17 protein-coding genes are annotated in these 20,560 nt (G+C 71.7%); 11 read left to right on the top strand and 6 right to left on the bottom strand.

What is annotated here, in order from left to right; all coding sequences use genetic code 11:
• Positions 1-215: 215 nt before the first annotated feature.
• Genes AC1DE0_RS09190 through AC1DE0_RS09180 form a run of 3 tightly spaced genes read right to left on the bottom strand, consistent with a single transcriptional unit; the run spans position 216 to position 6,960 of the window.
• Positions 216-3,368, bottom strand: a complete 3,153-nt coding sequence (locus AC1DE0_RS09190; RefSeq protein WP_478099546.1) for an efflux RND transporter permease subunit — start codon at positions 3,366-3,368, stop codon at positions 216-218.
• The gene (locus AC1DE0_RS09185) at positions 3,365-3,802 is read right to left on the bottom strand and encodes a hypothetical protein (protein ID WP_478099543.1); all 438 of its coding nucleotides are present in this window, start codon (positions 3,800-3,802) and stop codon (positions 3,365-3,367) included. Before AC1DE0_RS09185 ends, AC1DE0_RS09190 begins: the two co-directional genes overlap by 4 nt.
• Positions 3,799-6,960: an efflux RND transporter permease subunit gene (locus AC1DE0_RS09180; RefSeq protein WP_478099541.1), complete on the bottom strand. Its 3,162-nt coding sequence runs from the start codon at positions 6,958-6,960 to the stop codon at positions 3,799-3,801. The genes AC1DE0_RS09185 and AC1DE0_RS09180 overlap by 4 nt, the downstream gene beginning before the upstream one ends.
• Positions 6,961-7,203: 243 nt before the next feature.
• Between AC1DE0_RS09180 and AC1DE0_RS09175 the strand changes: the two genes are divergently transcribed.
• The gene (locus tag AC1DE0_RS09175) at positions 7,204-8,502 is read left to right on the top strand and encodes a sensor histidine kinase (RefSeq protein WP_478099537.1); all 1,299 of its coding nucleotides are present in this window, start codon (positions 7,204-7,206) and stop codon (positions 8,500-8,502) included.
• A complete protein-coding gene (locus AC1DE0_RS09170) occupies positions 8,499-9,251 on the top strand; it encodes a response regulator (RefSeq protein WP_478099532.1) in 753 nt (250 codons plus the stop codon). Before AC1DE0_RS09175 ends, AC1DE0_RS09170 begins: the two co-directional genes overlap by 4 nt.
• Before the next feature lie 27 nt (positions 9,252-9,278).
• Here AC1DE0_RS09170 and AC1DE0_RS09165 read toward each other — a convergent pair whose 3' ends face one another.
• Entirely contained in the window at positions 9,279-10,631 is a 1,353-nt protein-coding gene (locus AC1DE0_RS09165) for an MFS transporter (protein WP_478099528.1), read from the bottom strand.
• 9 nt (positions 10,632-10,640) lie between these two features.
• Entirely contained in the window at positions 10,641-11,057 is a 417-nt protein-coding gene (locus AC1DE0_RS09160; protein WP_478099526.1) for a YybH family protein, read from the bottom strand.
• A gap of 177 nt (positions 11,058-11,234) precedes the next feature.
• Between AC1DE0_RS09160 and AC1DE0_RS09155 the strand changes: the two genes are divergently transcribed.
• From AC1DE0_RS09155 to AC1DE0_RS09115, 9 genes are all read left to right on the top strand, one after another.
• The gene (locus AC1DE0_RS09155) at positions 11,235-11,789 is read left to right on the top strand and encodes a low molecular weight protein-tyrosine-phosphatase (RefSeq protein WP_478099524.1); all 555 of its coding nucleotides are present in this window, start codon (positions 11,235-11,237) and stop codon (positions 11,787-11,789) included.
• Positions 11,790-11,816: 27 nt separating this feature from the next.
• A complete protein-coding gene (locus AC1DE0_RS09150) occupies positions 11,817-12,587 on the top strand; it encodes a VOC family protein (protein WP_478099522.1) in 771 nt (256 codons plus the stop codon).
• A 98-nt stretch (positions 12,588-12,685) separates the two neighbouring features.
• The gene (purB, locus tag AC1DE0_RS09145; RefSeq protein WP_478099521.1) at positions 12,686-14,098 is read left to right on the top strand and encodes an adenylosuccinate lyase; all 1,413 of its coding nucleotides are present in this window, start codon (positions 12,686-12,688) and stop codon (positions 14,096-14,098) included.
• Between the two features lie 184 nt (positions 14,099-14,282).
• Positions 14,283-14,693: an MmcQ/YjbR family DNA-binding protein gene (locus AC1DE0_RS09140; RefSeq protein WP_478099519.1), complete on the top strand. Its 411-nt coding sequence runs from the start codon at positions 14,283-14,285 to the stop codon at positions 14,691-14,693.
• Between the two features lie 64 nt (positions 14,694-14,757).
• A complete protein-coding gene (locus tag AC1DE0_RS09135; protein ID WP_442290553.1) occupies positions 14,758-15,039 on the top strand; it encodes a metal-sensitive transcriptional regulator in 282 nt (93 codons plus the stop codon).
• 65 nt (positions 15,040-15,104) lie between these two features.
• Positions 15,105-15,320 carry a heavy-metal-associated domain-containing protein gene (locus AC1DE0_RS09130; protein WP_478099517.1) on the top strand — a complete coding sequence of 72 codons (216 nt, stop codon included), beginning with the start codon at positions 15,105-15,107 and terminating at the stop codon, positions 15,318-15,320.
• The gene (locus AC1DE0_RS09125; protein ID WP_478099515.1) at positions 15,317-17,725 is read left to right on the top strand and encodes a heavy metal translocating P-type ATPase; all 2,409 of its coding nucleotides are present in this window, start codon (positions 15,317-15,319) and stop codon (positions 17,723-17,725) included. Before AC1DE0_RS09130 ends, AC1DE0_RS09125 begins: the two co-directional genes overlap by 4 nt.
• 57 nt (positions 17,726-17,782) lie before the next feature.
• Positions 17,783-18,814 (top strand): alpha/beta fold hydrolase, encoded by a 1,032-nt coding sequence (locus tag AC1DE0_RS09120; RefSeq protein ID WP_478099513.1) that lies wholly within the window; start codon positions 17,783-17,785, stop codon positions 18,812-18,814.
• A gap of 49 nt (positions 18,815-18,863) precedes the next feature.
• Positions 18,864-19,616, top strand: a complete 753-nt coding sequence (locus tag AC1DE0_RS09115; protein WP_478099511.1) for a methyltransferase family protein — start codon at positions 18,864-18,866, stop codon at positions 19,614-19,616.
• Between the two features lie 240 nt (positions 19,617-19,856).
• On the opposite strand, the gene AC1DE0_RS09110 is transcribed toward AC1DE0_RS09115, so the two are convergent.
• On the bottom strand, positions 19,857-20,492 hold the full coding sequence (locus tag AC1DE0_RS09110; RefSeq protein ID WP_478099509.1) for a VOC family protein: 636 nt from the start codon (positions 20,490-20,492) through the stop codon (positions 19,857-19,859).
• Positions 20,493-20,560: the final 68 nt, after the last annotated feature.

Here is a 20,560-nt window from a genome sequence, read left to right as displayed (position 1 = left end):
CACTCGACCAAGGCAGGCCCGTCGGGAAGTGGGCACTCGACGGGAACAGCCCGACGCAACCTCCCGTCGAGTGCTCACTTTCCCGCACCCACCCCGTCGGGAACTGGGCACTCGACCAAGGCAGGGGCATCGGAAAGTGGGCACTCGACTGCGGCAGGGCCGTCGGGAATTGGGCGCTCGATGGAGGGAGGCCGGCGTGAGGGGCGGGCACGCCGTCACACGAGGACGCCGAGCTCTGCACCTTCCTCGGCCTGCGCGGACGCCGGCCGGTGGAACCTCAGATAGAGCGACGGCACGACGAACAGGCTGAGCAGGGTCGAGGTGGCGAGCCCTCCGAGGATCACCACGGCCAGCGGGTGCTCGATCTCGTGCCCGGGTCGCTGGCCGAGGATGACGAGCGGCACGAGCGCCAGACCGGTCGCGAGGGTCGTCATGAGGATCGGTGCGAGCCGCTCCCGTGCAGCGCGCACGACGAGGTCGACACCGAACGGCATGCCCTCCACCTCCTCGAGGTGCTGGGCGTGGTTGATGAGCAGGATGCTGTTGCGCGCCGCGATGCCGAAGACCGTGAAGAAGCCGACGAGCGACCCGAGCGACAGGATGCCCTCGCCGAGCCTGGCGGCCAGCACCCCACCCACGAGGGCCATCGGCAGGGTGAGGAACACGAGGGTGGCGAGCCGCCAGCTGCGGAAGGAGGCCTGCAGCAGCAGGAGGATCAGCACCGCGGCGACGATGGCAGATGTGAGCAGCCGGCTCTGCGCGGTCTGCAGCTCCTTGTACTCGCCGAGCACCTCGGCGTGGTAGCCGAGCGGGAACTGGACGCCCTTGAGCTTGGCGTTGATGTCGTTGACGACCGACGCCAGGTCGCGGCCCTCGACCGACGCGCCGACGTCGAGTCGACGCGAGTCGCCCTGCCGCTCGATCGTGTTGGGGTTCGGAGCCACGGTCACGGAGGCGACGGCGCTCAGCGGCACCTTCTTGCCCGACGGGGTGTCGATCGGCAGTCGCTGGAGGGCCGACACGTCCGCCCTGCTGCTGGGGGTGCCCCACACGACGACGTCGTACGCGCGTCCGGCCCGGAAGATGTCGCCGACCTCCTCGCCCGCCACCATCGTGGCGGCGGCACGGCGCACGTCACCGGGCTTGAGGCCGAGCTTCTCGGCGGCGTCGAGCTTCACCTCGACGTCGACCTGCGGGATGTCGGCCGAGATGTCCGTGTGGGCGTTCGCGACGCCCGGGACCGACGAGATGAGGTCGAGGATCTCCGCCGACTTGTCGCGGAGCACCCCGAGGTCCTCGCCGTAGACGCGCACGATGATCGGCTCCTTGCCGCCTGTGAGCACCTCTTCGACGCGCTCGTCGAGGTAGGTCTGCACCTCGGCGAAGAGCCCCGGGTACTTCCCGGCGATCTCGTCGATCTGTGCACGGGCCGCCTTGTAGTCGGCATTCGGATCGAGGCTGATCCAGTTCTCGCCGAAGTTGACGCCGAAGACCTCCTCGCCGAGCAGGGCCTGCCCGATGTGGGCGCCGAAGCTGCGGACGCCGGGCACGGCCATGATCTCCTTGCTCACGGCCGTCGTCGTGCGCTCCGTCTCGGTGACGGAGGTGCCGGGAACGCCCACCCAGTGCATGAGGAAGTCGCGCTCCTGGAACGCCGGGAAGAGGCTCTGTCCGAGGCCCGAGCCCACCCCGATGCCGAGGAGGGTCACCACAACGGCCGTCGCGTAGATGCGCCGGGGCCGCGCGACGATGCGGTGCAGCACTGCGGAGTAGCGCTTCTGGAGCCAGCGCACGACTGGCGACATGTGCCGCTCGACCGGCGCCTTGCGCAGCAGGATGAGGCAGAGCGCCGGTGTCAGGGTGAGGGCGACGAGCATCGACGCGAGGATCGCGAGCGTGTAGGTGACCGCCAGTGGCTGGAAGAACGCACCGGTCAGGCCGACGAGCAGGAAGATGGGGATCGAGGCTGCGACGATGATGAACGTCGCGTAGACGATCGGGCTGCGCACCTCGAGCGAGGCCCGCAGGATCACCGACGCCGTCGGTTCGCCGTCACCGGCGAGGCGCGACTCACGCAGCCGTCGCACGATGTTCTCGGCGTCGATGATGGCGTCGTCGACGACCGCGCCGAGCGCGATGACGAGACCGGCGAGGGTCATCGTGTTGATGGTGGCGCCGCGCCAGTGCAGCACGAGCAGGGCCATCATCAGCGACAGCGGGATCGTCAGCAGGCTGATCAGCGCGACGCGCCACTCGAAGAGGAAGAGCAGCAGGATCACGACGACGAGCAGGAACCCGAGGAACAGTGCCTGCGAGAGGTTGGCGATCGCGAGCTTGACGAAGTCGGCCTGCTGGAAGACGTGCGTGTCGAAGACGACGCTGGGCAGGCCCGGCTTCAGCTCGTCGATCGCCTTCTCGACCCCGGCGGTGAGGTCGATGGTGTTGGCCCACGGCAGCTTCTCGACGACGAGCATGACGCCCGGCTCTCCGTCGATGACGGCGCTACCGATGAGTGGCTGGTGGTCTTCCGCGATCTTCGCGACGTCGCCCAGGTTCGTCGGCGACGCGGTGCCGTCGATGGGCACCTTCGCCAGGTCTGCCGGCGTGATGATGGGCAGCACGTTGCGCACCGGCATCCGCTGGTTCGCCGACTCGATCGCGCCGCCGGTGCCGATGACGCTGCCGGTGGAGAACCGCAGCAGGCCGGAGTCCACGGCGGCCGCAGTCGTCTCCATGACCTGGTCGAGGCTGACGTTGCGCGTGGCCATGCGGTCGGGCTCGGCCTGCACGGTCATCAGCTGGAGGCGCTCGTTCCAGATGGCGACGTTTGCGACACCGGGCACCTGGAGCAGCCGTGCCCGGATGTTCCAGTAGGCGCTCATCGACATCTCGATGAGCGATGACTTCGACGACGTCATCCCGATCTGCATCGCCCGGCCGGTCGCCGAGACCGGCGCGAGGATGACGGGCGGAGCCGCCCACGTGGGCAGCGTCGGCGACACGATGGCGAGCCGCTCCTGGACGAGCTGGCGGGCGTGGAGCAGGTCGGTGTCGGCGGAGAAGAGCAGCTCGATCGAGCTCAGCTGCGGCACCGACCGCGAGCGCATGTCATCCAGCCCCTGCAGGCCGTTGAGGCCCTGCTCGAGCGGGACGGTCACGAGCTCCTCGACGTCCGAGGTGGACAGACCGACGCTCGCAGTCTGGATCACGACGCGCGGCGGCGCGAACTCCGGGAACACGTCGACGCGCATCCGCGAGAGCGAGGTGATGCCGACGACCATGAGCGCGATCGAGGCGGCCACGACGATGAACCGCAGGTTGAGGCTCGTCCGGACGATCCAGGCGATGGCCGAGCGCCGCGGCCTCACTGCTCGCCGCTGATCTCCAGCTCGGCTCCGAGCACCTCGGGCGCGCCGACGACGACGACCGGGGTGCCGACGGCCGGGCCGGCGGTCAGGGTGGCGACGTCGCCGGCGATGCCGGCGACCGTGATCGGGGCCCGCTGGTACTTGTGGTCGCCGGTCTGCGTATAGGTCCACGTGCTGCCGTCGAGGTAGTAGACGACCGCGGCATACGGGATCGTGAAGCGCCCGGCGGCCGCCTTGGCCACTGCCGCCGTCTTGAGGCCGATGGCATCGGCGGCATCGGCACGCAACGTGACGGCCTTGACGTCGCTGCCGGGGATCTCCTCGATGGCTGCTGGCGGGTCGGGCGTCGGTTCCTCGGGGCTGGAACAGCCGGTGACGGCGACGGCGAGGACGGCCGCGCTGGCGAGGGACGACAGGGACCGGAGCATGCTCATCGGTCCACCTCCTTGGCTTGGGCACAGAGGGCTGGGACGACGAGGAGCACGACGAGAACGCTCGTGACGAGCCCTCCGATGACGGTGACGGCGAACGGCCGGAACACCTCCGAGCCCGCTCGGTCGCCGAGCACCACGACCGGCAGGAGCGCCAGCGCCGTGATGATGGCGGTGCGGACGACGGGCACGACCCTGCTGCGGGTCACGTCGGTGCGCAGTGGCGAGGCGACGGCCACCGCAGACCCGTCCGGTGGTGTCGCTGTGGCGGCATCGGCCTGCTCAACCTGCTCGGCCTCGAGCTGCAGGCTGCGCACCGTCGCGAGCCCACCGACCAGCGTCAGCAGCGCGGCGGTGAAGAAGCCGAGCATCGCTCCGAGCGTGGCGAACCCGCCGACGAGGGGTGCGATCGCGATGCTGCCCGCGCCGCCGATCGGTGCCAGGAGGAGCAGCAGGGCTGCGGGTCGCCAGCGACCGATCGCCGCCTGCAGGATGAGCAGGATCGCGATGAGCACGCCCAGCGCCACGAGCCCGACCCGGCGCGTGTCGGTCTGCCGCTCGACCGCGTTGCCGATCACCTGCAGGTGCGCCTCGGAGGGCATGGGCACGCGAGCGACCGCGGTGCGCACGTCGTCGAATACTCCCTGGGCGTTGGAGCCGGTCACGTCGGCGACGACGTCGACGGAGCGCATCACCTGGTCGTGGACGATGGAGGCAGGTTCGGACCCGACGGTCACCTTGGCGACGTCACCCAGCCGAACCTGCTTGCCCGACGGCGTGTCGACGCGGAGGTCCCGCAGGGTCGAGAGGTTCGACCTGGCGGTCGGCGTGCCGAGCACGACGACGTCGAACACCTTGGCCTGCTCGTAGAGGTTTCCCACCGTGAGGCCGGACACCAGCGTCGTGGTCTCGCGGCGGACGTCGCCGGGGCGCAGGCCGTAGCGCTGTGCGGCGGCCAGGTCCACCTCGACGTTGACGGTCGGCTGCATCGGCCTCGGGAGGACCCGCGCGGCCGAGACGCCGGAGACCTCCGAGAGCTGGTCCGCGACCTGCTCGGCCGCCTTCTGCAGGCTGGGAAGGTCCTGGCCGAGCACGCGTACGACGACGTCGTGCTCGCCGGCGGCAGTCGCGACCGCCAGCCGGTCCTGGGTGTAGCTCAGCACGTCGACGCGGACGCCGGGGTAGCCCTTGGCCACGCGGTCGATCGCGTCGCGGGTGGCGCCGTAGTCCGCGGACTCGTCGAGCCGCACCCACAGCTCACCGGCGTTGACGTCGCCGAGCTGGTCGGAGCTCACGGCGCGGCCGTTGTGGCCGGCGACCGAGGTGACACCGTCGACGGCCTTCAGCCGGGTCGCCATGAGGCCCGCCAGCCGGTTCATCTCGGGGAGCGACGTGCCCTGCGCGGCCTGGACCGTGAGGAGCACGTCGCGGTCGCGAGCCTGGGGCACAAGGGCACTGCTCGAGAGCTGGGGCAGCGCGGTCAGTGCCACGAGAAGGAGCACCCCGGCCGCGGCCCACGCGAGCAGGCGCGACTCGGCGAAGCGGTCGACGAGCCGCCGGGCGGCGAAGGTCGCTCGGCGGAGCGGCACCCGGGACGACTCGGGCCGTGGCGGTCCCTGCAGGAGCAGGTGGATGAGGGCCGGGGTGAGGGTGAGCGACACGAGCAGGCCGACGCCCATCGACAGGGCGAGCGCCGCGACGAGGGGCCGGCTGAACGCCGCTGCCGACGGGCCGAGGGCCAGGGTGGGCGTCAGGGCGATCGCACCGACGAGCAGTGCGACCGCGGTGTTGCGCATGGTGCGGCGCAGGGTGCGGGCCACGAGCTCGCCCGCAGGCACCCGGTGCGGAGCCTGCTCCTGGGCGCGGGCCTGGGTGCGCACGGCGTCGACGTCGGCGGCGGCGACGGCGAACGTCACGACGGTGGCCACGAGCAGCGCCGACAGGGTGAAGCTGGTGAAGGTCTCACCCACGAGGTAGAGCACGGTGAACGTGCCGGCAAGAGTGACGGTGACCGCCGCCCCGACGACGACCGCGACGCGCCACGACCGGAACAGCGCCCAGCTGCCGAGCACGAGCACGAGTAGCGCGAGCCCGCCGGTCAGGCCGATGTTGCGCACCGCGCTCTCGAGGTAGCTCGCGGGCCGGTAGACCGACGTGTCGACCGTGATCCCACCCATGCCGGGTGCGAGGCTGGCCATGGCCGCCTCCACGTCGCGAGTCACCTGGGCGGTGTCGGCGCCCGGGAACTTCTGAACGACGAGGAACAGGGTCGGGTCGGCGTTGACCGCGTCGCCGATGAGCGGCTGGTGGTCCTCGACGACCTTGGTGACGTCGGAGAGCTTCAGCGGGGGCGTCGTGCCCTCGATCGTCACCTCGCCGAGCGTGCCGGCGGTCGTGATCGGCAGGATGTGCTGCACGGCCAGGCGCTGCGTCTGGCCCTCGACGAAGCCGCCGGTCCCGGGTGTCGACGCCTCGACGAACGTGAGCGGCGAGACCCACAGCGCGTTGCCGGCGGTCTCGATCACCTGCGTGAGGGTCACGCCCTTGCTGCTCAGAGTCGTCGGGTCGGCCTGGATCTGCAGCTGGCGGTCGCGCATGCCGTAGACCGACACGTTCGCCACGCCCGGGATGCCCATCAGGCGCGGTCGCACCTTCCACCGCGCCAGCACCGACATGTCGATGAGGGAGACGCTCTTGGACGTGAGCCCGATCATCGAGACCCGGCTCGTCGACGCGAGGGGCTCGACCATGACCGGTGCGCTGCCGACGTTGGGCAGGGCGTGGGCCTGGGTCAGGCGCTCCTGCACCATCTGTCGGGCTGCGTAGAGGTCGGTGCCCGGCTCGAAGACGACGTCGATGGCCGACAGCCCCGACTGCGAGCGCGAGTGGATGCGGTCGAGCCAGGGGACCCCGTTGAGCAGGTCCTGCTCGAGCGGCACGGTGACCAGCTGCTCGACCTCGGCGGCCGAGAGGCCGAGGGCCTCCGTCTGCACCTGGACGGCAGGCGGCATGAACTCCGGGAGGAAGTCCACCTTGGCCGACCCGAGCTGCGTGCCGGCCAGGACGAGCACCCCGATGGCGGCGGCGATGGCGAGCCGCCCGAAGCGCGGACTGCCCTCCCGGGTGCGGCCCGGCCTGCCGGTCGTCGGACCGCCGGCCACCGCCTCGTCGACCGTCGCTCCATCAGCGGGCCGGCCTGCATCGGCGGGCCCCGTCCCTGGCGGCGAAGTCCTGCGTCGGAGCCCCGGAATTCCCATATCGAACCCCTCCCACGCTGCCGTACGTCTTTACTTGAGGAGCGACGCTACTTCGGAGGTGGTCACGTGGTCGTCCAGCCCAGGGACAGACTCGGCCTCCTCCGAACGCGGGCCGAGGTGGTCCTTCGCGGAGGCCGGGATCATCCGGTGGGCAACCTCGACGTCCACCTGCAGGGGGAGGGCGCTGACTACGCCGCCATGGTCACCTCGGCGATCGTCCGAGCGCCCGAACCGCCTGCGCCACAACGGACCTGGCGGCCGCCCCTGGCCGATGTCGCACTCGTCCTCCTCGTCATGTCGCTGTCGCTCGTCAGCTTCCTCGACCAGTCCTCGCTCACCTTCGAGACCGACGACGCCGACCTGCACTACACCGACCCCAACGCGACGGGCGCGGTCGAGATCGTGCTCGGCAGCTCGGCCCTGGCCTGGCGCCGTCGCGCGCCCGGGGCGGTCCTCGCGATCAGCGTCCTCACCTCGTTCGTGCGCTACTGGCAGCGCTACTCGGTGCCGGCCCTGCCGTTCGCGGTCATCATCGCCATCTACACCACGGCCCAGCTGTGGCCGCTGGCGCGGTCGGCGTGGTCGCTGTTCGCCGTGTGCGCGCTGATGGCCTTCGGCGTGCTGGTCTTCCTCAGCCCGGGCGAGTACGAGGAGGCGCTGACGGAGGTGACGACCCTCGTGTGCGCCTGGTCCCTGGGTCGCGGCGTGCGGTTGCAGAGGGCCCGAACCCAGCTCCTCGAGCAGCACGCCCGGCTGCTCGAGGACCGCACCGAGCAGCTCGCCCGCGAGCGGGCGGCCCTCGCAGCCCTCTCGTCGGCCCGCGAGCGGGCGACGATCGCCCGCGAGCTGCACGACATCGTGTCCGGTGACGTCGGCGTGATCGTGCTCCGCGCCGGTGCAGCGCGCCGCAGCCTCGACGGCGAGTCACCCGCCGTACGCAACGCGCTCGCCTCCATCGAGTCGCTGGGCAAGGGCGCCCTCGCCGACATGCGCCGCCTCGTCGGGGTGCTTCACGCCGAGCCCGGAGATGGTCTTCCGACGAGGTCCCCGCGCCTCGACGAGCTCGAGGGCCTCGTCGACAGAGTTGCCCAGACGGGCACCGTCGTCCGTCTCGAGGTCACGGGACAACGGCGCCCGCTGCCCCCGGCCACCGAGCTCAACGCGTACCGGATCGTGCAGGAGGGGCTGAGCAACGCGCTCAAGCACGCCACCGGCTCGTCCGTCGAGGTACGCGTCGACTACGGGACCGACGCGCCTGACGTGCTGCACGTCGTCGTCCGCGACCACGGCGGCGGCCGCAGCCAGGCCGGCTCGTCGGGCCGCGGGCTCGAGGGCATGCGACAGCGCGTCGCCGCGGTCGGCGGGACCGTCGAGCTGGGGCTGGCCGCCGACGGCGGTTTCGTCGTCGACGCCCGAATGCCGATCGCCGACGGGGGTGCCGAATGACCATCCGGGTGCTCGTCGCCGAGGACCAGCCGCTCATGCGGACCGCGCTGCGCGACTGCCTCGAGACCGACCCCGGCATCGAGGTCGTCGCCGAGGCCGGCAACGGGGCGCAGGCCGTCGCGCTCGCCCGCACCAGCGCCCCCGACGTCGCACTCGTCGACATCCGGATGCCGGTGATGGACGGGATCGAGGCGACCCGGCTCATCGTCGACGGTGGCGTCCGCGCCCCCCGGGTCATCGTCATGACGACGTTCGACCTCGACGAGTACATCGTCAGCGCCCTGCGCGTCGGTGCGAGCGGCTTCCTCCTCAAGGACGCCACGGCGGAGGAGCTCATGCACGCTGTGCGCACCGTGGCCGCCGGCGACGCGCTGCTCGCCCCGGGAGTGACCCGGCGGCTCCTCGACAGCTACGCCCGGTTCCTGCCGGTGCCCTCGCACGGCACACCGGCGACCGACCTCACGCCCCGCGAGCTCGACGTGCTCAAGCTCGTGGCGCGCGGGCAGACCAACGCCCAGATCGCGGCCGGGCTCTACGTCGCCGAGAGCAGCGTCAAGACCCACGTGGGCCATTTGCTCGTGAAGCTGCGGGTGCGCGACCGCGTGCACCTCGTCATCCACGCGTACGAGTCGGGACTCGTGCGCCCGGGGTCGCCGAAGGCCGCCGGCGCCCAGCCCACCGAGCCCACCGAGCCCACCGAGCCTGCCGACTCGCCCGAGACCGTCGCGCCCGTGGAGTCCGTCGAGTAGCCCGGGCGACTGGCTCCGGCCGCCGCGTCAGGGGCGGGGATCGAGGGCGTCGTAGTCGCGGAACGAGCTCACCCGGGCGACGGTGACGATGACGAGCACGACGACCAGGGCGCCGCCGACGACGGACGGGACCCATGTGGCGGTCAGCGTCGCCAGGGTGCCGGCGAACATCTGTCCCAGTCGGGGCCCCCCGGTGACAACGACCGTGAAGACGCCCTGCGTGCGTCCGCGCAGCTGGTCGGGCACGGCCGCCTGCAGGATCGACTGGCGGAAGATCGCGCTGATGTTGTCGGCCCCGCCCGACACGGCGAGGCAGACCGCGGCGCCCGCGAGCGCCCACCGGTTGACGTCGCCGAAGTCCATCGACTCGACGGCGGAGCCACCGAGGGTCGTCACCGCCAGCACGATGCCGAAGCCGAGGATGCCGAGGCCGTACGCGACGATCGAGTCGCGGATCGCCCTGCCCTGCCAGCGCAGCCCGGTCACCCGCCCCGAGCCGAGGCTGGAGACGATGCCGCCGACCGCGAACGACGCGAGCAGGATGCCGGCCGTCACCGAGCCGCCGCCGATGACGATGGCCCCGACGGCCGGGAAGAGCACCATCGGCTGCCCGAACGTCATGGCGATGATGTCGACGACGAAGCTCATGCGGACGTTGGGTGCCCGGCGCAGGTGCGCCAGGCCGTCGACGACGGACCGGAAGCCGCCGGCCGTCGGTCGCTCGCCCTCGGGCTTGATGTGCGGCAGGGCCCACAGTCCGAAGAAGCCGGCGAAGAAGAGGATCACGTCGATGGTGTAGGTCCAGGCGTAGCCGGCACGGGCGACGAGCACTCCGGCGACACCGGGCCCGACGGTCACCATGACACCGGCCGAGATGCCAAGCAGCGCAGCGGCTTTCGGCAGCTGCTCCTTGGGCAGCAGCCGTGGCGTGATCGCCTGGCGGGTCGCCGAGGCGATCGTGGCCGCGACGGCGTTGACCGTCGTGATGACGTAGAACATCCAGACGTGCGGGGCCCCGAGCCACGCGATCGTCGCGAGGACGACCGTCGAGGCCCACGCCACGGTCGAGGCCGACAGGGCGACGGTGCGACGGTCGAAGCGGTCGGCGATCGCCCCGCCGTAGAGGCCGGCCACGATCATCGGGAGCAGGGAGAACCACGCCACGAGCGAGACCATGAAGGTCGAGCGCGTGAGGTCGTAGATGTGCAGGCCGACGGCCGTGTTGGTGACGAAGGTGCCGATGCCGGCGAGGGTGTTGCCGAACCAGAGCCGGGCGAACGCGGGGCTGACCCGCAGCGGCGTGAGGTCGATGAAGTGTGACCGGCGTTCGGGTGCGCCGGCCTCGACGCTGGTGTCGGGTCCGGGCGAAGCGTCGGTCACAGAGCGACGCTACGCCACGGCGAGCGAGCCCGAGTCGACGGGGACGCAGGCAGAGACGCCCCTCAGCCGCGACCCGTCGCGCACCCACACCCACCGACCGCCTCCGGTGCGTCGGGCGACCTGCGTGCGCACCGAGCCGTCGGCGGCGGACGACGTCGTCATGGCGAGGTCGCCGGTGACGATCGCGCGCGACACGACGGCGACGTCGAACGGGCCCAGCGCCCCGGCGGCGAGCGCGGCGGCGAAGGCGGCGCGGATGGCCGTGGGCCCGGCCGCCTCTCGACCGAGCGGGAGGCTCACGACGGCGTCGGCGGCATACAGCCCGACGATGCCGTCGAGGTCGCCGGCGGTCGCGAGCTCGACGAAACGGGCCTCGAGGGCCTCGGGGGCGCCTGCCCCGACTGCCGGCTGCGGTGTCGTCGTCATGGCCACACCGTGTCACCGCCCACCGACACCGGCCCGCGGCTGCGCCCGCCGCCACCGCAATCGGGCGCTGTCGCCCACCCCGCGAGGCGGCTTGGCACGAGGTGTCCGAGATGTCCGGAAAGAGGAGTCGGATCGCTTGGGCCTTCCGGCCGACCTCGGCGGTGTTGAATGGGGATCATGTCGCCTCGCCCCGTCCACGTCACTTTCGTGTGCAGCGGCAACATCTGCAGGTCGCCCATGGGGCACGTGATCCTCCAGCAGATGGTCGACGACGCCGGCCTGCGCGACTACGTCCGGGTCAGCTCGAGCGGCACCGGCGACTGGCACGTCGGCGAGCACGCCGACCCCCGCACGGTCGCCGAGCTCGCTCGGCACGGCTACGACGGCAGTCGGCACCGCGCCCGCGAGTTCGACCCCGACGAGTTCGACGACGTCGACCTCGTGCTCGCCTCCGACGAGGGCCACGTGCGCACGCTCCAGCGCCTGGCTCGCACGCCGGCCAACCGTCGCAAGATCCGGCTCGTGCGCGAGTTCGACCCCCAGGCCGTCGCGGCCGGCACCCTCGAGACCGGCGACCCCTGGTACGGCTGCGAGGACCACTTCGCTCGGTGTTTCGCTGAGGTGGAGGCCGCGTGTCGTGGCATCCTTCACCACGTCAGGGACCAGCTGGACAGTCGGCTGGACGGTCGACCGGACGTCCTCGAGGACCAGCCGGACGCCGGGCGGCCCTGACCCCGACGCGAGACCTGAGCCACCACTGTGCCCGACTTCCCTTACGGATCCCCTTGCTGGGTCGACCTGCTCGTCAGCGACGTCCCGAAGGCGAAACGCTTCTACACCGAGCTCTTCGGCTGGCAGTGGGTCGCCGGCGACTCCGCGACCGGCGGCTACACCATGGCGCTGCTCGACGGCCATCCCGTCGCCGGCATCAGCCGCAAACCCGACGGCGCCCCGGTCCCGAGCCAGTGGACCACCTACCTGCGCGTCGGTGACATCGACGTGGCCGCGAGTGCCATCAACACCTACGGCGGCCGCACGATCGGTCGGCCCGTCCCCCTCGGCGCCCTGGCCAGCACCCTCATCGCCGTCGACCCGGGCGGCACGTACTTCGGGGTGTGGCAGCCGCGCGACCTGCCCGGCAGCGGTCTGCTCGACGAGCCCGGCTCGCTGACGTGGAACGAGCTGCTCACCCGCGCCTACGACCAGGTGCAGGCCTTCCAGCACGCGGTCTTCGGCCACGAGTTCACCGACGAGACCGAGCCCGACGGGCCGCGCTGGTCGACGGCGCACACGGGTGACGGCAACCCGGCATACGGCCTCTCCGAGATCGGCGCCGACTGGCCGGCGACGATCCCGTCGCACTGGGTCGCCTCGTTCGCCACGCACGACGTGGCCCGCTCCCTCGAGCGAGCGCTCGTCAACGGCGCCACGGTGCTCCAGCCACCGTTCGACGGGCCCTACGGCTTCGGCGCGGTGCTGAGCGGCCCTGAGGGAGAAGTCTTCTCGCTGCTCGTGCCCGATCTCGACTAGGCACCCGAGCACGTATGCCGTCGGGCGGGGTGACGCACCCACCCGACCCTCGTGGACGGCAGACGGAGCACCCCTCGGGCTCTGGGAGGATGGGGGTCATGGCTTCGCTCGCTGACGCAACCCCGCCCATCGCGCTCGGGGCGCTCGACGGCCGCTACCGCGGTGCCGTCGCCCCCCTCGTCGACCACCTGTCCGAAGCGGCGCTGAACCGCGAGCGCGTGCACGTCGAGGTCGAGTGGCTGGTGCACCAGACGAGCAACGGGGTCGTCCCCGGGGTGCGCAAGCTGAGCGACGACGAGGTGGCGGCGTTGCGCGACGTCGTCGCGACCTTCGGGCCCGACGAGGTGGCCGAGCTCGGCGAGATCGAGCGGGTCACGGTGCACGACGTCAAGGCCGTCGAGTACTTCCTCAAGAAGCGTCTCACCGCGATCGCCCCGGCCGACGCCGACAAGGGGCTCGCCGAGCTGATCCACTTCGGCTGCACGAGCGAGGACATCAACAACCTTTCCTACGCGCTCATGGTCAAGGGCGCGGTCGAGCAGGTGTGGCTGCCCAAGGCGCAGGCGCTCGTCGACCAGGTGTCCGAGATGGCACGCGAGCTCAAGGACGTCCCGCTGCTCGCCCACACCCACGGTCAGCCGGCCACGCCGACGACGATGGGCAAGGAGCTCGCCGTCCTCGCGCACCGTCTCGGCCGCCAGCTGCGCCGCATCGGCACGCAGGAGTACCTCGGCAAGTTCAACGGTGCCACCGGCACGTTCGGTGCCCACGCGCTCGCGCTCCCCGACGTCGACTGGCCCGCGGTGTCGCGTGCCTTCGTCGAGGGCCTCGGTCTCACCTGGAACCCGCTCACGACCCAGATCGAGAGCCACGACTGGCAGGCCGAGCTCTACGCCGACGTCGCCCGCTTCAACCGCATCCTGCACAACCTCTGCACCGACGTGTGGACCTACATCTCGATGGGCTACTTCGCGCAGGTGCGCGGCCAGGGCACCGTCGGGTCGTCGACCATGCCGCACAAGGTCAACCCGATCCGGTTCGAGAACGCCGAGGCCAACCTCGAGGTGAGCAACGCGCTGCTCGACGTGCTCGGCGGCACGCTCGTGCAGAGCCGCCTCCAGCGCGACCTCACCGACTCGAGCATGCAGCGCAACATCGGGACGGCCTTCGGCCACTCGATGCTCGCCCTCGACAACGTCGCCCGTGGTCTCGCAGGTCTGGACGCCGTGCCCGAGCGCATGGCCGCCGACCTCGAGGCCAACTGGGAGGTGCTCGGCGAGCCGATCCAGTCGGCGATGAGGGCCCTTGGCGCGCAAGGGGTTCCGGGCATGGAGGAGCCCTACGAGCGGCTCAAGGAGCTGACCCGCGGGCGCCGCATCGACGGCGACGACCTGCGCGAGTTCGTCCGTGGCCTCGGCCTTCCGGCGGACGTCGAGGCGCGGTTCGTCGCGTTGACGCCGCAGACCTACACCGCGCTTGCCGGCCGCCTCGTCGACGACTACCTCGCCTGACGCCTGCCGCGCTGACCACTCCTCGTCGAGTGCTCACTTCCTCCCTTCGAGCGCCCGCTCAGGCGTCCCTGAGGACACACGAAGTCCGCCCGGCCGGGGCAGGTCACGCTGCGCAGCACCTTCTGGGACGGGGTTTGTGTGTCGGCGCGGCCGACCGCCGCGGTCAGGGCTACCGTGCTGAGCCATGGTGCGTTCCCGCAAGGCCCGGCTGTCCGACCTGGACGAGATCGCGCTGGCGCTGCCCGAGGTGACCCGCGACCCGCTGGAAGGCGGCCGGCCGGCATACCTCGTCAGGGGCAAGACGTTCATGTTCTCGCGCGGGCCGCGCAAGGACGCCTTCGACCCCGAGACGGGCGAGCTCTACGACGACGTGCTCGCCTTCTCGTGCACCTCGGAGGACAAGGAGGCGATGGTCGGCGACGACTCGAGCCCCTGGTTCACCACGCCGCACTGGAACGGCTACAACGCCGTGCTGCTCCTCGAGCGCGACCTCCCGAAGATCACCCTGGCCGAGCTGCGCGAGGTGCTCACCGACGCCTGGCTCGCCAAGGCGCCCAAGCGACTGGCTGCCACGTTGGTCCAGGAATCGCCGTGATCGGGAGCGTGCCGGGAAATACCCCACCTGGGTATGCTGTTGTCCCAGACGAGGAGGTGCACACGTGCCCGGATACACCGGAAGCAAGGACGACTACCTGAAGCGGCTGCGACGCATCGAGGGCCAGGTGCGCGGCGTGCAGAAGATGGTCGACACCGACACCTACTGCATCGACATCCTGACCCAGGTCAGCGCCATCACCAAGGCACTGCAGGCCGTGAGCCTCGGACTGCTCGAGGACCACGTGGCGCACTGCGTCGTCGACGCAGCCCGCGAGTCCGACGAGGCTGCGCAGGAGAAGGTGCGCGAGGCGGCCGACGCCATCGCCCGCCTGGTCCGCAGCTGAGGCGCACACCGACCCGAACCCGCATCGACGAGCAACGCACCGAACCGCCCGAGGAGGCAACCCCGATGAGCACCCAGACCGAGATCACCGTCGCCGGCATGACGTGCGGGCACTGCACCGCCGCGGTCAGCGAGGAGCTGTCGTCCCTGCCCGGGGTCGTGGCCGTCGCGGTCGACCTGCACCCGGGTGAGGACTCCCCCGTCACCATCACGAGCGAGGCCCCCCTCGACCCGGCCGTCGTCGCCGACGCCGTCGCCGAGGCGGGCTACAGCCTCCGATGAGCGAGGGGCGGGCACCGGTGACGGCCAGCGAGCAGACCCCTGTGGAGGTCCGGCTCGCGATCACCGGCATGACCTGCGCCTCCTGCTCCGCGCGCATCGAGCGCAAGCTGTCCAAGGTCGCGGGCGTCGAGTTCGCGACCGTCAACCTCGCCACCGAGAAGGCCAGTGTCTCCTTCTCGTCGCCCGTGACGGTCGACCAGATCATCGCCGAGGTGAAGAAGACCGGCTACGGCGCCAGCGTCCTCGGCGGGTCGTCGGCCCGGTCGGGCGCGTCCGTGAACGCCACACCGGCGCAGAGCGCCCCGAGCACGTATGCCGTGACGCCAGACCCGCCGCGCGCTGAGGCAGCGCCCCCCGAGGCAGCGCGCCCCGCGGCAGGTGCCCTCCTCGAGAGGCTCCGCGCCCAGGAGCTGGCCCGCCGGAAGGCGCCCCCGCCCGACCGACCCGCTTCGCCTCCTCCTGCAGCCGACCACCTCGAGCACACCCCCGCACAGGACGTCATCCGGCCGCGGCTGGTCGCCGCGGTCGCGCTCACCGTGCCGGTGCTCGTCCTCGCCATGTTCCTGCCCTCGCTCGGCGCGAGCCCGTGGCTCCAGCTGCTGCTCGCGACCCCCGTCGTGGTCTGGTGCGCCTGGCCGTTCCACCGGGCAGCCGCCGTCAACGCCCGCCACCTCGCGTCGACCATGGACACCCTCGTGTCGCTGGGCGTCGCTGCGGCATACGGCTACTCCGTCGTCGAGCTGCTCACGGGGGCGGGCGGCGAGATGCACCTCTACTTCGAGGTCGCTGCGGTCGTGACGACCTTCCTGCTCGCCGGCCGGTTCCTCGAGGCGCGCGCCAAGGACTCCGGCAAGGACGCGCTGCGGTCACTGCTCGACCTCGGCGCCAAGGACGTCGCGGTGCTGCGCATCGACCCGCAGACGCGGATCACGAGCGAGACCCGGGTGCCCATCGAGCAGCTCGTCGTGGGCGACCAGTTCATCGTGCGCCCGGGCGAGAAGGTCGCGACCGACGGGGTCGTGCTCGACGGGTCCAGTGCCGTCGACGCCAGCCTCGTCACCGGCGAGTCCACCCCGGTCGACGTCGGCCCGGGCGACGAGGTCACCGGCGGGTCGATCAACACGACCGGACGCGTCGTCGTGGAGGCCCGCCGAGTCGGCGCCGACACGATGCTCGCCGGCATCCAGCGGCTCGTCGAGACCGCGCAGACGGGCAAGGCCAAGGTGCAGCGCCTCGCCGACCGAGTGTCGGCCGTGTTCGTGCCGACGGTCCTCGTCGTCGCCCTCGTCACGTTCGTCGCGTGGCTCGCGACCGGCCACGACCTCTCGCGTTCGCTCGCGGTCGCGGTGAGCGTGCTCATCATCGCCTGCCCGTGCGCGCTCGGTCTCGCGACGCCGACGGCGCTGCTCGTCGGCACCGGCCGGGGCGCCCAGCTCGGCACGCTCATCAAGGGCCCGCAGGTGCTCGAGGACACCCGGCGCGTCGACACGGTCGTGCTCGACAAGACCGGCACCGTCACCACGGGGCAGCTGCGGTTGCGCAGCATCGAGGTGCGCGGCCGGCTGTCGAAGAAGGCGGCGCTCACCGCAGCGGCCGCGGTCGAGCAGGGCAGCGAGCACCCCATCGCGCGAGCGGTCGTCGAGGGCGCGGCGCTGGCCCGCATCAACCTGCCCCGCATCCGCGACTTCCAGTCGAACCCGGGCGAGGGGGCGAGCGCCCGCATCAAGGACACCGAGGTCACCGTCGGCAAGGCCGCCCTCTTCGAGAGCGTCGACCCGGCGCTCGTCGAGCACGCCTCACGGCAGGCGGGCACCACGGTCTTCGTCGGTTGGGACGGCGTCGCCGAGGCGGCCCTGACCGTCGAGGACACGGTGCGCGACACGTCGAAGGCCGCCATCGACCGGCTCCGCGCCCTCGGCCTCACGCCCTATCTGCTCACCGGCGACAGCGCCTCCAACGCGCGCAGCGTCGCCGAGCAGGTCGGCATCCCGACCGCGAACGTGCGCTTCGACGTCATGCCCGCTGACAAGCACCGCATCGTCACCGAGCTGCAGCAGCAGCGCAAGGTCGTCGCGATGGTGGGTGACGGTGTCAACGACGCCGCGGCTCTCGCGCAGGCCGACCTCGGGCTGGCCATGGGCTCGGGCACCGACGTGGCGATGGACTCCGCCGACATCGTGCTCGTGCGCACCGACCTCGACGCCGTCGGCGACGCGATCGGCCTCTCGCGCCAGACGCTTCGGGTCATCAAGCAGAACCTGGCCTGGGCGTTCGGCTACAACACCGCCGCGATCCCGCTCGCTGCGTTCGGCCTGCTCAACCCGATGATCGCCGGTGCGGCGATGGCCCTGTCGTCGGTGCTCGTCGTCGCGAACTCGCTCCGGCTCAAGCGCTGGCACCACTGACCGGTCTGACCTGTCAGTGGCCTGCCTGACCGGTCACCGCTGCGGTTCACTGGAGACGTGGCCGCACGGGACCAGCGGATCGGGATGGCGCGCCTGCCTGACGGCGGACGGGTCGCCTACGCCCTGACCGGCACCGGCCCGCACCTGCTCGTCGCCCCCGGATGGCTCAGCCACCTCGAGCTCGACTGGGCCCTGCCGGCCGAGCGGCTCTTCCACGAGGCGCTGTCCGCGGGCCGCACCCTCGTGCGCTACGACCGCCCCGGCTGCGGACTCTCCGACCCGTACGACGGTCCCCGAACCATGGAGCTCGAGCTCGCCACGATCGATGCCGTCACCGCCGCCGTCGACATGCCCCACCTCGACCTGCTCGGCTGGTCCCTCGGCGCACCCGTGGCTGCCCAGTGGGCTGCCGACCATCCGGGCACGGTGGAGCGCCTCGTGCTCTACGGCGGCTGGGCCAGCGGGGGCGCGATCGGCGACGACGACAGCAGGCGGCACGTGCTCGGGCTGCTCGCCACCCACTGGGGACTGGGCTCGGACCTGCTCACCGACCTCTTCGCGCCCGAGGCCGACGCCGGCACGCGACTGGCCGTCGCCGACTACCAGCGCGCCGCCTCCTCACGCGAGACGGCGGTTGCCTTGCTTCGCCTCGCCTACGACCTCGACGTGCGCGCCGCCCTGCCACTGGTCGCGGCACCGACGCTCGTGCTGCACCGCCGCGGGGACCGGGCCGCACCGCTCGCCCAGGGCCGGGTCCTCGCCGAGCAGATTCCGGGCGCCACGTTCGTCGAGCTCGAGGGTCGTTCACACCTGCCGGCCCTCGGCGACGCCGAGGCCGTGGTCACCGAGCTGCGCCGCTTCCTGGGCCTGCCCCGGCTGCGGCGCGCGGTCTTTACCGGCCTCACGGCACGCCAGACCGAGGTCGCGGCCCTCGTGGCCGAGGGCCTGACCAACCGCGAGCTGGCCGAGCGCCTCCATATCACCGAGCGGTCGGCCGAGTCGCACCTCGAGCGGATCCGCCTGCGGCTCGGGTTCCGCTCCCGCTCCCAAGTCGCCGCGTGGTACGTCGCCACGACTGCGCCCAAGTGAGGTGTTTCCCCGCCTGCGCGCGACCCCTCACGCTGCCCACGATGAAGGCATGAACCGACGCCCCACCCATCTCGCCCTCTCGGCCTCCGGCTGGATCGGCTTCGCCTCCATCCTCGTGTGGACCATGGCCTTCCTGGCGAACATCGGCATCGCGAGGACTGTCGACGCGCCGGCCCGCACGACCCCCGCGAAGGCGATCGCCATCGACCTCGCCCTCCTGCTGCTCTTCGCCGTGCAGCACTCGATGATGGCCCGGCAGTCGGTCAAGGCACGGCTGGCCCGGCTCGTCCCGGCACCCCTCGAACGCACGACGTTCGTGCTCGCCACCAACTTCTGCCTGGCCCTACTGCTCGCCCTCTGGCAACCGTGGGGCGGGACGGTCTGGCACGTCGGCGGCGCCGCGGCCATCGCCCTCTGGACGCTGTGCGCGGCCGGCTGGGTGCTCGCGGTCGCGTCGACGTTCGCGGTCGACCACCTCGAGCTGCTCGGGCTGCGCCAAGCCGGCTGGGGCCGGGTCCGGACCGCCGACGCCCCGGCCGGACTGCGTGTCGACGGCCTGCACGGACTCGTGCGCCACCCGCTCATGACAGGCCTGCTCCTCGCGTTCTGGGCGACGCCGCAGATGGGCGCCTCTCACCTGCTCTTCGCCCTCGCCGCGACCGGCTACGTCGCCGTCGGTGTCGCCTTCGAGGAGCGCGACCTGCGGCGAACCTTCGGAGCCGCCTATGACGCGTACGCCGCCCGCGTCCCGGCACTCGTCCCGCGCGCCCGAGGCCGCCGCCGGGTCGCCGCGCCACGCTGAGTCGGCCGTCACGACGCCGACCGGCCACCTACCAACCGGTGTCCCCTCGTCGTGCGCCGGATCGCGCAGAAGGTGCGCCCCAGCGACAGCAGCTGCGCTATCTCGCGCGCGACCTCAGCGCGACCTCAGCGCGACCTCAGCGCGACCTCAGTCGGCGGCCCACGGCATACGCCCTCGGGAACGACGAACGGCGGCCACCCCCATGGGGTGACCGCCGTCGCAGTGCGAGCTGGAGCCGGGTCAGATGGTGACCTTGCCGTCGGGGGTGTCGAAGGTGACCGAGAGCAGGCCTGGCGTGCCGTGCGGCGCGACGAAGGTGAAGTCGATGCCGCCCTTGTCGAAAGTGTCCTCCGGGCCGAGCCACTCGCGCACGCGCTTGGGGTCACCGGCGATCTGGAGGGTGTCGATCGAGACGGCGGTGTCGGCGCCCGCGGACGGGTGGACCGTCATGTCGTCCCACTCGATGAAGTAGGGGACCTGCGGGTCGGCCATCAGGCCCTTGATGCCGAGCTGGCGCCACTTGAGCTCGGTGCCGTCGGGACGGTGCCGGTTGCCCGGGACCGACTCGCGGCCGAGGCGCTCCTCGACGACGGAGATGTCGTCGACGGCGACGACCCACCCGAGCCAGCCACCGCCGGCCTCGGACGCGGCGCGCACGGCCTGACCGAACGGGGCCTTGTCGGACGCCGGGTGGTCGAGCACCTCGACGACCTCGAGGTAGTGGTCCTTGGCCAGGGGGATGATCACGTTGCGCGTGCCGAAACGGGGGTGCACCCCACCGTCGACCGCGGGAACGCCGATGAGCTTCGACAGCCGGTCGGCGGTGGCCTTGAGGCCACCGGCCTCTGCTGCATAGGAGACGTGGTCAACTCGCATACAAGACATCGTGACACACGCCAAGGGGTGCTCTTGACCACCCCTCCCCCGACCCCGTAGTGCTCGCC

This window comes from Terrabacter sp. 05T424 (genome assembly GCF_056396225.1).
This window is presented reverse-complemented; position numbering and strand designations above follow the sequence as displayed.

Excerpts from the sequence above, each read along its gene's own strand:
- purB (WP_478099521.1), top strand. The coding sequence starts at position 12,686 with ATGGCTTCGCTCGCTGACGCAACCCCGCCCATCGCGCTCGGGGCGCTC.
- AC1DE0_RS09115 (WP_478099511.1), top strand. The coding sequence starts at position 18,864 with ATGAACCGACGCCCCACCCATCTCGCCCTCTCGGCCTCCGGCTGGATC.
- AC1DE0_RS09185 (WP_478099543.1), bottom strand. The coding sequence starts at position 3,802 with ATGAGCATGCTCCGGTCCCTGTCGTCCCTCGCCAGCGCGGCCGTCCTC.
- AC1DE0_RS09155 (WP_478099524.1), top strand. The coding sequence starts at position 11,235 with ATGTCGCCTCGCCCCGTCCACGTCACTTTCGTGTGCAGCGGCAACATC.
- AC1DE0_RS09140 (WP_478099519.1), top strand. The coding sequence starts at position 14,283 with ATGGTGCGTTCCCGCAAGGCCCGGCTGTCCGACCTGGACGAGATCGCG.
- AC1DE0_RS09125 (WP_478099515.1), top strand. The coding sequence starts at position 15,317 with ATGAGCGAGGGGCGGGCACCGGTGACGGCCAGCGAGCAGACCCCTGTG.
- AC1DE0_RS09130 (WP_478099517.1), top strand. The coding sequence starts at position 15,105 with ATGAGCACCCAGACCGAGATCACCGTCGCCGGCATGACGTGCGGGCAC.
- AC1DE0_RS09170 (WP_478099532.1), top strand. The coding sequence starts at position 8,499 with ATGACCATCCGGGTGCTCGTCGCCGAGGACCAGCCGCTCATGCGGACC.
- AC1DE0_RS09160 (WP_478099526.1), bottom strand. The coding sequence starts at position 11,057 with ATGACGACGACACCGCAGCCGGCAGTCGGGGCAGGCGCCCCCGAGGCC.
- AC1DE0_RS09110 (WP_478099509.1), bottom strand. The coding sequence starts at position 20,492 with ATGCGAGTTGACCACGTCTCCTATGCAGCAGAGGCCGGTGGCCTCAAG.